This window comes from Bacillota bacterium, assembly GCA_013177945.1.
GTDB lineage: Bacteria > Bacillota > DSM-12270 > Thermacetogeniales > Thermacetogeniaceae > Ch130.
In genome coordinates, this window is the sequence record JABLXW010000003.1 from 58476 (window position 1) to 71315 (window position 12840).

Below are 12840 nucleotides of genomic sequence, written 5' to 3' on the forward strand. Positions count from 1 at the left end.
TGCAAGAAAGTTCCTGGTATAAATGTCCGGCGGGCGGAGATAATACGAAATGAAAATCAAGCTGAAGAGGAGGGTGTGGCTTGTACGTGAAGGTTGTGGAACTTGTGGGCGAATCCCCAACAAGCTGGAAGGATGCCGTAAGGTCCGCGGTTCGAGAAGCGTCAAAGACGATTAATAGTATTACCGGGGTAGAGGTGATGAATCTTACGGCAAACGTCCAGAACGGGGATGTTGTGGAGTATAAGGCCAATGTCAAAATAGCCTATACCGATGATGAGAAAGGGCGGTAAAGGCGGGAGAGTACCGGCAGGGGTACTCCCTCAAACTTTTACGGGGAATAAAGTTTGAGCATCTGGAGACAATGAAGGAGAGAGCAGGAGCAGGATGGGTTTCGAGCAGAAGAGCCTGGAGCAGCAAAGGCAGCAGGAAATGCAAAAAGAGTATCAGGAGCTTGTCAAAGAGATTAAACCCAAACCCCGGGTTCTAAGGAACTGCATTTTAGCCTTCTTGGTGGGTGGAGTCATTTGTTTGATCGGTCAGGCTGTTCTCCAAATTTACCTGAGCCAGGGGCTAGGCGAGCGGGAGGCGGGAGCCGCAACGGCCGCCACAATGGTCTTTCTGGGGGCCTTTCTGACGGGGCTGGGGGTCTACGATGTGATTGGGAGATACGGTGGAGCAGGTTCCATTGTGCCCATTACGGGGTTTGCCAACTCCATTGTGGCTCCGGCTATGGAGTTCAAGCGGGAGGGCTTTGTTTTTGGGGTTGGAGCCCGGCTCTTCACCGTCGCGGGACCCGTTCTTGTTTATGGATTCCTGATTTCTGCCCTCATCGGGATCGTTTATTTCTTGGTCCATTAGGGTGAGAGAGATGGGAAACAAACTCGGCCAGCATACCGTTTCCTTTTCCCGGCCTCCTGTCATCACTGCAGGCGCCACCATTGCCGGCCCCATGGAGGGGCAGGGGCCGCTTGCCCAAACCTTTGACTGGATTCTTGAAGATCTCTTGTTTGGGGAGCAAACCTGGGAAAAGGCAGAAAGCAAAATGCTTCAGGAAAGCGCAAAACTGGCCCTCAGAAAAAGAAACCTGCAGTGTCAGGACGTTGACTTTTTTTTGTCGGGAGATTTGTTGAATCAAATTATTTCTGCAAATTACGCCGCCCGGAGCCTGGAAATCCCCTTTTTTGGGTTGTTTGGGGCCTGTGCAACTTTTGTTGAGGGAATTCTTGTGGGGTCCATGCTCATCGATGGTGGTTTTGGGCAACGAGTCCTGCTGGCTGCCTCGAGCCACCACAATACCGCGGAGCGTCAGTACCGGTTTCCCACCGAGCAGGGGGTGCAGCGCCCCCCGTCTGCCCAGTGGACGGTAACGGGGAGCGGGGCTCTTCTCCTGGAGAAGACAGGGGAGGGCCCCCGGGTCGCGATGGGAACAATTGGAAAAGTTGTCGATTTAGGGATTACCGATATCAACAACATGGGCGGAGCGATGGCTCCGGCGGCGGCCGATACCCTTTTGACCCATTTTCAGGATACGGGAACCAACCCCGGTGCTTATGATTTGATTTTGACCGGAGATTTGGGTGCAGTCGGGGGAGCCGCCTTGAAGGAACTCCTTGCCAAGCGGGGCTATGTGCTGGGCGAAAATTACCATGACTGCGGAATGCTTATTTACGATCTGGAAAAGCAGGATGCTCATGCGGGCGGAAGCGGCTGCGGGTGTTCCGCCGTGGTTTTTTCGGGCCTGATTTTGCGCCAGCTGTGGGAAAAACAGTACCGGAAGATTCTTTTTGCGGCAACGGGAGCGCTGATGAGCCCGACCAGCGTTCAGCAGGGGGAATCGATTCCCGGGGTTACCCATGCGGTGGTTATCGAGTTCTAAAGGTTCAGGAGGGGGAGCAGGGTGAAATTTCTCCTTGCGTTTGTTATCGGCGGTCTTATCTGCGTAATCGGGCAGCTTTTCATGGACCTGACCCGGTCCTCGATTACGCCTGCTCATGTTCTTGTAGGTTTTGTGACAGGAGGGGCCGTCTTAAGCGCCCTCGGCTTTTACCAGCCTCTGGTTGATCTTGCAGGAGCCGGGGCAATGATCCCCCTTTCGGGTTTTGGGCACAGTCTTGCCCAGGGTGCGATCCGCGCCGTGCAGAGCAAGGGGCTCCTGGGGGCCTTTACCGGCGGCGTTGAGGCCACGGCTGCCGGGATTGTTGCTGCCGTTGTTTTCGGCTACGCGATGGCCGTACTCTTCAACCCGCGCAGCTAAGGAGGTTTTAATCCCATTTGGGTGGGAACGGGGCAAAAAAGAAAGCCAGGGTGAGCAAGCGCCTTGCCGATAACATTGCCTATCTTCATCAAGCCCTGGGCGTGGCAGATAATTTCGACATCATCACCCGCGAATTGAAAATCGGCGGGAAAGAGGCTGTCCTCCTCTTCGTAGATGGCCTGAGCAGAGATGAGGTTCTGCTCTATTTGATTTGGGCACTTTTCGACCTCCCCCGGGAAGAACTGCAGCCTTTGACTTTGAGTAAAATCGTCAAAGAAAAGCTTCCCTACGCGGAGATTCAAACCCTTGACACCCTTGATGATATCGTCGATACGGTTCTGGCGGGCCCCCAGGTGCTCCTGGTGGACGGTTTGGAGCAGGGAATTGTCATTGACGCCCGGATCTACCCTTTCCGGAACATCCAGGAACCCGATCTCGAGAGGGTTGTGCGCGGGTCGCGGGATGGGTTTACGGAAACACTTGTTTACAATACGGCACTGATCCGGAGGCGAATCCGGGACCCGCGGCTCCGCTTTGTGGTTCTTCAGGTTGGGGTGCGCTCAAAAACCGACATCTGCCTGGCCTACCTCGAGGATGTGGCCAACCCAGAGCTGGTTGCCTTTGTCCGGAACCGCCTGGAGGAGATAAGAATCGACGGCCTCCCGATGGCGGAAAAGTCCGTGGAGGAGTTGATTACACCCGGCAGCTACTGGAATCCTTTTCCGAAGGTGCGCTATACGGAGCGCCCGGATGTTGCGGCTGTTCACCTTTTAGAAGGCCATCTCCTTGTTCTGGTTGACACGTCTCCGAGCGTGATGATCTTACCGGCCACCTTTTTCAGCCACATCCAGCACGCCGAGGAGTACCGGCAGAGCCCCTTTGTCGGTGCTTACCTCCGCTGGGTGCGCTTTCTTGCGATTTTGGCATCAACCTTTTTGCTGCCCGTTTGGCTTTTAGTTGCCCTTGAGCCCCGGCTTCTCCCGGCTGCTTTGAAATTCATCGGCCCCGCTAAAGCAGGAAAGGTGCCGCTTTTTGGGCAGTTTTTACTGGCCGAAATTGCCGTAGACATCCTCCGCATGGCCGCGATCCACATTCCTTCTCCCCTGGCGACGGCGCTGGGGATTATAGCTGCTGTTTTGCTTGGCGAGATTGCCATCAGGATCGGCCTTTTCAACGGTGAGGTGGTTCTTTACACGGCGGTCGCAGCGATCGGGACCTTTGCAACACCCAGCTACGAATTGAGTATGGCCAACCGTTTGGTGCGGTTGGGGCTGGTGTTTCTGGTGGGAATCTGGCGCGTACCCGGCCTCCTGGTGGGGCTGCTGCTTGCCATCTTTTTTATGCTTTCCAGCAAGTCCTTCGGCATCCCCTATTTCTGGCCTTTGATTCCTTTTAACTGGGATGCGTTCAAGCAGGTTCTGCTGCGCTATCCTGTCCCTCTCCACAACCTGCGGCCGTCTGTTTTAAAGCCCCAGGATGTAATCCGGCAGCCCTCTCCGGCGCTAAAGCCTGAGGAAAAAAAGGGCTCCAATTGGGGCGAAAAAGTTAGAAAAACGGGTGGCGAGGAAGATTTATAGGGAGCAAACCAGAAAAGGAAATCTTATTAAATATTTGCTTTTGAGGGATAATTTACCTAGAATGAAGAAGGAGAAGATTTTTTTCAGAAAAGAGGCTCCCAAAAAATATGGTTATCGTCGGAATACCCCGCGCCCTCCTGTTTTACTACTACTACCCGCTCTGGCGGGCATTTTTCACTGAGTTGGGTGTGCAAGTAGTTGTTTCTCCGGTTACCAACAAAAAGATTTTGGATTCCGGTCTGCGTACCGCTCTAGACGAGGCCTGTCTTCCCGTCAAGCTTTTCTTCGGGCACGTCTTGGCCCTGGCCGATCAGGTGGATTATTTATTTGTACCCCGCCTGGTCAGCGTTGAGCAGAAGGCTTATATTTGCCCGAAATTTATGGGGTTGCCCGATATGCTCCGGGCGCGGCTGCCTCACTTGCCCCCGATTATCGACCTTCCGGTGGATTTCCGTCATTCCGGGCAAACCTGGGACCATTTTTTCGAGGAGGTTGGGAAGCTTTTTACCCGGGACCGCCACCTGATCCGGAGGGCCACGCAGTCGGCTTGCGAAGTTCACTCCCGTTTTCAGGAGCTTCTCGAAAGCGGCCTGCTTCCGCCGGAAGCAATTTCAGTTCTGGAGAAAGGGGAAGGGGAAATTCCGGTGCAGCAGCAGAACTGCCTTTTAAAAATCGGCCTCCTCGGACATGCCTACAACCTGTACGACCCTTTTATCAGCATGAACCTGATTAAAAAATTGCGTCAACTGGGAGCATCTGTTGTTACTGCCGACTGTTTGGCTCCAGATCTCATTGAAGAAAAGGCGAGGCGGCTTCCTAAAAGGCTGTTCTGGACGCTGGGGAAAAAAATGATCGGTGCCGCCTTAAATTTTTTTGAAAACAGGAAGCTCGATGGGATTATCTACCTCACCTCCTTTGGATGCGGCCCGGAGTCCCTGGTCGGGGAGTTGGTGGAGAGATGGGCGAAAAGACGTGCTGTGCTCCCCTTTATGCTCCTGACCATCGACGAGCATACCGGTGAGGCAGGACTTGTTACCCGTTTAGAGGCGTTTTTAGAAATGATTAAGAGGAGGAAGAAAAATGAAAATTACCTACCCACATATGGGTAACCTGTACATTGTAATCAGGGCTTTATTAACAAGCCTGGGCCTGGATTTGGTTCTGCCGCCTCCTACTTCAAACCGGACCGTGGAACTGGGGGTCCGGTATGCTCCGGAGTTTGCCTGTTTTCCTTTGAAGCTGAATCTGGGGAACTTTCTTGAGGCGCGGGAGCTGGGAGCAGACACGATTTTGATGGCGGGCGGGGTAGGGCCCTGCCGTTTCGGCTACTATGCTCAGGTGCAGCGGGAAATACTGAGGGATCTGGGTGTTTCCATGGAGATGGTGGTCCTGGAGCCTCCTGATACTCACTGGAGCGAACTCAAAGATAAGATCAGGTGGCTTGTAGGGGACCGGTCCTGGTGGGAAATTATCAAGGCGATCAGGTTTGCCTGGTACAAGGCAAGGGCTGTTGACCTGGTTGAGGCAAGGGTTCTTTACTTGCGGCCCCGGGTTTTTGAGCCGTTTGAGCTGGAAAGCGGCTACCGCGAGGCCCTGCGCAAGATCGATCAGGCCGCCAGCAAACGGGAACTCGACAGCGTTGTCAAGGGCTTTTTCCGTTTCTCTAACAGGCTGCCCCGGCGCTCCGGTTCCTTGCTGCGGGTAGGGCTGGTGGGAGAGATCTTCACGGTACTGGAGCCATTTGCTAATTATGATCTTGAGCGGCGGCTTGGATTGTTGGGGGTCGAAGTAACCCGAAGTATATTCTTGAGCGCCTGGATCAACGAACACCTTTTTGGAGGTTTGCTGCGGGTTAAAGGGACGAAACACGTGAAAAAACTGGCTGCTCCCTATTTGAATTTCTTCGTGGGAGGGCACGGCAGGGAGACGGTTGGCTCTACTGTTGACTTTGCCCGGCAGGGTTACGACGGAGTTGTTCATGTGGCTCCTTTTACCTGCATGCCCGAGATCGTTGCCCATTCGGTTCTTCCTTCTGTTACGAAAGATTACGGCATCCCCACCTTAACTTTCTATCTGGATGAGCAGTCCGGGGAGGCAGGAATTCAGACAAGGCTTGAGGCGTTTGTGGATTTAATCTCAGCGCGCCGGGAAAGAGTGAGAAAGGAGAAGCACTAGGATGGACCTTTTTTTGGGAATTGATGTGGGTTCGGTCAGCACCAACCTGGTCTTGCTCGATCCTGCAGGAGAGCCCTATTTGACGCCGCTTTATCTCCGGACCCAGGGCCGGCCAATTGCCGTTCTGCAACAGGGGCTTGCGCTTTTGCGCGAGCAGCTTTCCTCCCGGGACCGGGTCTGCGCTGTGGGAACCACTGGAAGCGCGCGTTTTCTGGCCGGGGTCCTGGTTGGGGCGGACATTGTCAAAAACGAGATTACGGCCCACGCCGTGGCTGCCCTCCATCTTGTGCCCGATGTCCGGACGATTTTCGAGATCGGGGGCCAGGACTCGAAGATCATTATCTTAAGGGATGGAATTGTGGTGGATTTTGCCATGAATACGGTCTGCGCTGCGGGAACAGGCTCCTTCTTGGACCAGCAGGCTTTTCGCCTCAACCTCTCCATCGAGGAATTTGGAGCCCTCGCAAAAGATGCCACCAACCCCGTCAGGATCGCGGGCCGGTGCACCGTTTTTGCGGAGTCCGACATGATCCACAAGCAGCAAATGGGACATCCCCTGCCTGATATTATTGCCGGTCTTTGTGAGGCTTTGGTGCGCAACTATTTAAATAATGTCGGAAAGGGGAAGGAAATCCTTCCTCCTGTTGTCTTTCAGGGTGGTGTCGCCGCAAATTTGGGGATGCGGGCCGCCTTTGAAAAGGTATTGAAAACGGAAATTATCGTCCCTCCTTACTTTAACGTGATGGGGGCTTACGGCGCGGCGCTGCTGGCACGGGATTATGCGAAAGAAGGAGGGCAAACCAGTTTTCGCGGATTTCAGGTGGCCACCCTCCAGTTTCAGCCCAGGAGTTTTGAGTGCAAGGGGTGCTCCAATGCCTGCGAAGTAATCGAAATCAGAGAAGGAAAACGGGTGCTGGCGCGCTGGGGGGATCGCTGCGGGCGCTGGGGAAGCTCCGTGACCGGGGCCGAAGAGGTGAACGAGGAGGCTAAGTCGATTTCTTAATTTAATCTCTCAGGGATCTTTTATAATCCAGCATGTTCTCCGGGAAAGGTTGACGCCTGGTGAGCCCACCCGGTAAAATACAGGTGTCAGCCTTTCTTTATTCATGAATGAGGAGAGATGAGAAAAGATGAGCGAGACGAAGGTTACGCTGGAAGAGAAGGAGATTCCGCAGGCCTGGTATAATATCCAGGCGGATATGCCCGAGCTTCCCCCTCCGCCCTTAAACCCCGCCACCCGCCAGCCGGTTGCTCCCGAGGATCTGGCGGCGATTTTTCCACCTGATCTGATTGCCCAGGAGGTTGCCCGGGAGCGCTGGATCGAAATTCCCGGCGAAGTGCTGGACATTTATCGTTTGTGGAGACCGACTCCCCTTTACCGTGCAAAGCGGCTGGAAGAGGCGCTCCGGACACCGGCAAAGATTTTCTACAAGTATGAAGGTGTCAGTCCTGCCGGAAGCCATAAACCCAACACTGCTGTCGCGCAAGTCTATTACAACAAAAAGGCAGGAATCAGACGTCTGACTACCGAAACGGGGGCCGGGCAGTGGGGGAGCGCTCTCAGTCTCGCTTGCAGCTTCTTCGGGCTGGACTGTACGGTTTACATGGTGCGGGTGAGTTATGAGCAGAAACCCTACCGCCGCTCCTTTATGGAAGTTTACGGGGCGCGGGTGATTCCGAGCCCCAGCCCTGAAACGGCAGCAGGACTGAGGGTTTTGGCCGAACACCCGGACTCGCTGGGGAGCCTGGGGATCGCGATCAGCGAAGCGGTTGAAGATGCAGCCCGGCACGAAGACACGAATTATTCTTTGGGGAGCGTTTTGAACCACGTCCTCCTGCACCAGACCATAATCGGCCTGGAGGCGAGGTCGCAAATGGAAAAGGCCGGTTTTTATCCAGACATAGTAATCGGCTGCCATGGCGGGGGGAGCAATTTTGCCGGTCTGGCCTTTCCCTTTTTACGGGACAAGTTTCAGGGAAAGAAGATCCGGGTCGTTGCCGTCGAGCCCCTGGCCTGCCCCACTTTAACAAAAGGGGAGTACCTCTACGATTTCGGGGATACGGCGGGATTAACCCCTTTGATGAGAATGTATACCCTGGGTCACGATTTCGTTCCACCCGGCATTCATGCCGGGGGTCTCCGCTACCATGGAGCGGCACCACTGGTGAGCAAGCTTTATCATGATGGCTACATTGAGGCTCGGGCTTACGGCCAGACGGACGTTTTCCGGAGCGCGGTCCTTTTTGCCCGAACGGAAGGGATTCTTCCCGCTCCCGAGTCTGCCCACGCCATTCATGCGGCTGTTGTCGAGGCGGAGGCGGCGCGGGAGGCGGGAGAGAAGAAGGTTATTCTTTTTAACCTGAGCGGGCACGGCCATTTCGACCTCACGGCGTACGATGCTTACCTGGAAAACAGGCTTGACAACATCACCTTTTCCCCGGAAATGCTGGCAGAGAGCCTGAAAACCGTTCCCAAGCTTGACTGAGCTTCAGGAGAAAGGATTGCAGAGGGGCCGCCTGAGGGCGGCCCCTTCACATCTGGTTCGTTGACACCCCCAGGATGAGCGTGTTAGAATAACCTAAATGTGGAGAGATCAGGTCTGGAGCGGGAGGAAAGGAGCTTTTGTTGCATGAAGCTGCACGGAACCATGCGCATTAACCCTCAGGGTCATCTTGAAATCGGCGGCTGCAGCGTTGTCGAACTTGCCCGTACCTTTGGAACTCCTCTTTACATTCTGGACGAGGCCCTGATCCGGAAAAATTGCCGGGAGTATTACGGGGCCTTTGCCGGGGGAGAGAACCCTGACGGTGTTCTTTACGCGGCAAAGGCTTTTATGGCTCAGGCAATTTGCAAAATCGTGGAATCGGAGGGTTTGGGGCTCGATGTTGTTTCGGGAGGAGAGCTTTATGTTGCCTTAAAGGCGAAATTTCCTCCCGAGAAGATCTTTCTGCACGGCAACAACAAATCACCGGCCGAGTTGCAGTTCGCCCTCGAGAGCGGTGTGGGCCGGATTGTGGTCGACAACTTCTACGAACTGGAGCTTCTCAACCGCCTGGCCGGTGAGAGAGGGTGTCGCCCCCCGGTGTTATTGCGGATTGCCCCTGGCATCGAGGCTCACAGCCATGCCTACATTAAGACGGGGCAGCTGGATTCGAAGTTCGGCTTTACCCTCGCAAACGGGGATGCTTTGCGCGCCGTTCGGAGGGCCCTCGCCGCGGATCACCTCGATCTCAAGGGGCTTCACTGCCATATCGGTTCGCAGATCTTTGAACTGGATGCCTTTCGGGAGGCGGCCCGCGTCATGGTGGATTTTCTCCAGGAGGTTCGCGAACAAACGGGTTGGGCCGCCTCAGAACTGGACCTGGGAGGGGGCCTTGGAATTTACTACAGTGCCGGCGATACCCCTCCAGCGATCGGGGAATATGCCCGCGCCATTCGTGAGAGCGTGGATGAGTCGTGCCGGAAGTGGGATTTTCCGCGTCCCAAGCTCTTCGTGGAACCCGGGCGTTCAATTGTCGGCCCTGCAGGAACCACGGTTTATACAATTGGTGCCGTCAAGGAAATCCCGGGTGTTCGCAAGTATGTGGCCGTTGACGGGGGAATGACCGACAACCCGCGCCCTGCCCTCTATCAGGCGAAATATGAAGGGGTGGTGGCAAATAAGGCAAAGGAGCCGGTGCAGGAGGTGGTTTCCATTACGGGAAGGTGCTGTGAATCAGGGGATATGCTGATCTGGGACCTTTCTGTGCCCAGGGTGGAACCTGGCGATCTTCTGGCAATCTCCTGTACAGGCGCGTACAATTATTCCATGTCCAGCAATTACAACTGCCTCCCTCGCCCTGCCGTTGTCCTGGTTTGCGACGGGAACGCGGATCTCATTGTCGCGAGGGAAACCTATGAAGATCTGATAGAACATCACCTTATCCCGGAGCGCCTCTTGCTTCGTTCCTGCTGCACGCGGGGCTAGTGGGGGTTTCAAAAAGGGCCGGAAGCGCAGGGAGGGGGCCGTGTGGAAGTAATCACAACCCATACCAATACCGACTTTGACGGCTTTGCCGGAATGATTGCGGCGCGCAAGCTTTACCCCGGCGCCGAAATCGTCCTGAGCGGTCACACCCAGCCCAATGTTCGGAGCTATATGGCCCTCTACAAAGACGTCTGGTTTCCGTTAAGGGTTTCGGAACTTCCTCCGGCCGGGATCAGGCGGCTGGTTCTCGTGGATACTGCAAATTCTGAAAGGCTGGGGAACCTGCGCGATCTTGCGGCAAGAGCCGAAGAAATTCACATATACGACCACCATCCTTCCCTCCCCGGGGATTTGAAAGCTGCTTTTTCTTGTATTGAACCGATCGGTGCGGCAACGACAATCCTGGTCGAACTTTTAAAAAAAAGGGGTTTGCCGGTTGACCCTTTAGAGGCCACCCTTTTTTGTCTGGGAATTTACGAAGACACCGGTTCTCTTACCTTTCCTTCCACGACCCCGCGGGACGCGGAGGCTGCAGCCTTTCTGCTGCGCTGCGGGGCCAATTTGAACGTTGTCTCCAGTTACCTCGGTTACCCTTTGACGCCGGAGCAGAGAAGGTTGCTGCAAAAGCTGCTTGAAACAGGGCGGATTTCGGTAATTCACGGGCTGCGGATTTTTGTGACAAAGGCCAGGGAAAACCACTACATCCGGGGGTTGGATTTCCTGACCCACAAGATCGGCGAGATTGAAGACTTTGACGCGATTTTTACCCTCGTGCAAATGGTGGACCGGGTTTATCTGGTTGCGAGAAGCAAAACGAAGCTCCTTCGCGTTAACGAAATTCTTGGGGCCTGGCGGGGCGGGGGCCATGAACAGGCTGCATCTGCCATGGTGCGAAATGCCGATCTGGACGAAATCGAGCGGCAACTTTATGATTTTCTTCGTCAAAAGACGGAGCCGGGGCCGCTTGCCCGGGATCTCATGACAACACCGGTAAAAACAATTACACCCCTGACCTCCCTGAAGGAAGCAGGCCAGGTAATGCTGCGATACGGCCACTCCGGACTGCCCGTTGTCGAGGACGGGCGGCTGGTAGGGCTGATTTCCAGGCGGGATGTGGATAGAGCGCGCCAGTATGGTCTGGAGCACGCCCCTGTAAAGGGATACATGAGCAGGCAGATCGTGGCGATTCATCCGGAGACGACACTTGCGGAGATTCAGCAGCTTCTGGTAGAATACGACGTTGGACGGCTGCCTGTGCTTGGCCAGGAGGGGCAGATTCTCGGGATTGTTTCCCGGAGTGATGTTCTAAAGGTTTTGCACCAGGGGAAGTATCTTCACCCTTACCGGATTCTTTATTTAAGCGGAGATGCCGCTGACCAGGTCGTGTACGGAAGGAGCTGGAACATTTCCGGGCTGATGGAGCGGCGCCTGCCCCGATTCCTGCTGGAGTTTTTCCGGGAAAGCGGGATGCTCGGTGAGAAGCACGGGGCTTCAGTTTACCTTGCAGGAGATTTTGTAAGGGATCTTTTGCGGGGCGAGCCCGGCGCCCGGCTGGAAATCGTTGTTGAAGGCGGCTTCGAATTTATTCAGAAGCTGGGAGCGTACCTGAAGCAGCCTGTTTTAGGGGAGATTTCGCCGGATGGCCTCCAGCCTGTCTTTTTTGCGCTTCCCTCTGGTTATGCTGTTGCGGTGAATCTCGCCCGGGCCGAGTTTTACGAGTATCCGGCAACCCAGTTCAAGGCAGAATGCTCCTCCCTGCGCCACGATCTCTACCGGAGAGACTTTACCATTAACACTCTAGCTGTTGCTCTAAACCCTCCCTGCTTTGCTCAGCTGCTTGATTTCTTCGGGGGGCAGCGGGATTTGCTTAAAGGTTTGATTCGCGTGCTTCACAACTTCAGTTTTGTGGAGGATCCTCTGCGGATTTTACGCGCCTTGAGGCTTGAGCAGGCTCTGGGTTACCGCCTCGAAAGGCAGACGCAAATCCTCCTTGAAAATGCGGTTGCAGAGCATTTTCTTGAAAGGGTTCCCCCTGCCCGCATCAAGGATGAGCTTGAGGAGTGCCTGCGCGAAAAAAACCGCGCCGGGATCCTGCAACGGTTCGAAACTTTTAAACTGTGGGATCAGATTGCCGGGCTTTTAAGCGAAGAGGACTTGAGGGAAGTCTTAAACGGAAAGCCCTGAAAGCGAGGTTGACCATGCCTGATCTCAGTTTAACCAGGCTCCTCCTCTGGTTGCCTGCAGTGATTGTTGCCCTTACTTTTCATGAATTTGCCCACGGCAAAACCGCAGACTGGCTGGGAGATCCCACGCCTCGCTACCAGGGGAGGCTTACCTTAAATCCCTTTGTTCACATCGATCCGCTCGGCTTCCTTCTCCTTCTCGTTGCAGGTTTTGGTTGGGCGAAACCGGTTCAGGTCAATCCCTTAAACTTCCAGGGGGACCGGCGCAGGGGAATGATGCTTGTTGCCCTGGCAGGGCCTTTGATGAACCTTCTCGTGGCTTTCACCGGGGCCTTAATCATGAGCCTTGCTCTGCCCGGCGAGGTTCCCACCGGCACAGATCACCCCCTGGTGGGAATCCTGCGGGGGGTTATCGTGATCAACGTCTACCTTGCCCTTTTTAATTTGATCCCCATTCCTCCCCTGGACGGCGCAAAGGTTCTTGCGGGGATCTTTCCCGCCTCCGAACTTCATCGGCATCTGGAGGTTTACGGCCCTTTTATCTTGCTGGTCTTAATCTTCACGGGTTTTATCGGATGGATCATCCTCCCGCTGGCAAAATTTTTGATCGGTCTGATGAGTGTGATTACCCGCTGGATTGCACTTCCTTTCGTTGGCTTTTAAATTAAAGAACTTTTTACAGG

General features: G+C 54.8%; 12 protein-coding genes. All 12 read left to right on the forward strand.

What is annotated here, in order from left to right; genetic code table 11:
- Positions 1 to 80: 80 nt before the first annotated feature.
- The 12 genes from HPY58_02745 to HPY58_02800 all read left to right on the forward strand — a co-directional run bounded on the left by HPY58_02745 (position 81) and on the right by HPY58_02800 (position 12820).
- On the forward strand, positions 81 to 290 hold the full coding sequence (locus HPY58_02745) for a dodecin domain-containing protein (protein ID NPV28574.1): 210 nt from the start codon (positions 81 to 83) through the stop codon (positions 288 to 290).
- Positions 291 to 384: 94 nt separating this feature from the next.
- On the forward strand, positions 385 to 858 hold the full coding sequence (gene spoVAC / locus HPY58_02750) for a stage V sporulation protein AC (protein ID NPV28575.1): 474 nt from the start codon (positions 385 to 387) through the stop codon (positions 856 to 858).
- A 10-nt stretch (positions 859 to 868) separates the two neighbouring features.
- Positions 869 to 1876, forward strand: coding sequence for a stage V sporulation protein AD (spoVAD, locus tag HPY58_02755; protein NPV28576.1), 1008 nt, complete (start codon positions 869 to 871; stop codon positions 1874 to 1876).
- 21 nt (positions 1877 to 1897) lie between these two features.
- The gene (gene spoVAE / locus HPY58_02760) at positions 1898 to 2254 is read left to right on the forward strand and encodes a stage V sporulation protein AE (protein NPV28577.1); all 357 of its coding nucleotides are present in this window, start codon (positions 1898 to 1900) and stop codon (positions 2252 to 2254) included.
- 17 nt (positions 2255 to 2271) lie between these two features.
- Positions 2272 to 3831, forward strand: coding sequence for a spore germination protein (locus tag HPY58_02765; protein NPV28578.1), 1560 nt, complete (start codon positions 2272 to 2274; stop codon positions 3829 to 3831).
- A gap of 107 nt (positions 3832 to 3938) precedes the next feature.
- Complete coding sequence (locus tag HPY58_02770; protein ID NPV28579.1) at positions 3939 to 4940, forward strand: hypothetical protein; 1002 nt, start codon at positions 3939 to 3941, stop codon at positions 4938 to 4940.
- The gene (locus HPY58_02775; GenBank protein NPV28580.1) at positions 4912 to 6006 is read left to right on the forward strand and encodes a CoA protein activase; all 1095 of its coding nucleotides are present in this window, start codon (positions 4912 to 4914) and stop codon (positions 6004 to 6006) included. The genes HPY58_02770 and HPY58_02775 overlap by 29 nt, the downstream gene beginning before the upstream one ends.
- 1 nt (position 6007) lies before the next feature.
- Positions 6008 to 7009, forward strand: coding sequence for a 2-hydroxyglutaryl-CoA dehydratase (locus tag HPY58_02780; GenBank protein NPV28581.1), 1002 nt, complete (start codon positions 6008 to 6010; stop codon positions 7007 to 7009).
- Between the two features lie 127 nt (positions 7010 to 7136).
- On the forward strand, positions 7137 to 8492 hold the full coding sequence (locus HPY58_02785; protein ID NPV28582.1) for a TrpB-like pyridoxal phosphate-dependent enzyme: 1356 nt from the start codon (positions 7137 to 7139) through the stop codon (positions 8490 to 8492).
- Positions 8493 to 8636: 144 nt separating this feature from the next.
- Positions 8637 to 9974 (forward strand): diaminopimelate decarboxylase, encoded by a 1338-nt coding sequence (lysA, locus tag HPY58_02790; GenBank protein ID NPV28583.1) that lies wholly within the window; start codon positions 8637 to 8639, stop codon positions 9972 to 9974.
- Between the two features lie 42 nt (positions 9975 to 10016).
- Positions 10017 to 12158, forward strand: coding sequence for a CBS domain-containing protein (locus HPY58_02795; GenBank protein NPV28584.1), 2142 nt, complete (start codon positions 10017 to 10019; stop codon positions 12156 to 12158).
- Positions 12159 to 12172: 14 nt separating this feature from the next.
- Complete coding sequence (locus tag HPY58_02800; GenBank protein NPV28585.1) at positions 12173 to 12820, forward strand: site-2 protease family protein; 648 nt, start codon at positions 12173 to 12175, stop codon at positions 12818 to 12820.
- The last annotated feature ends 20 nt before the right edge of the window (positions 12821 to 12840 follow it).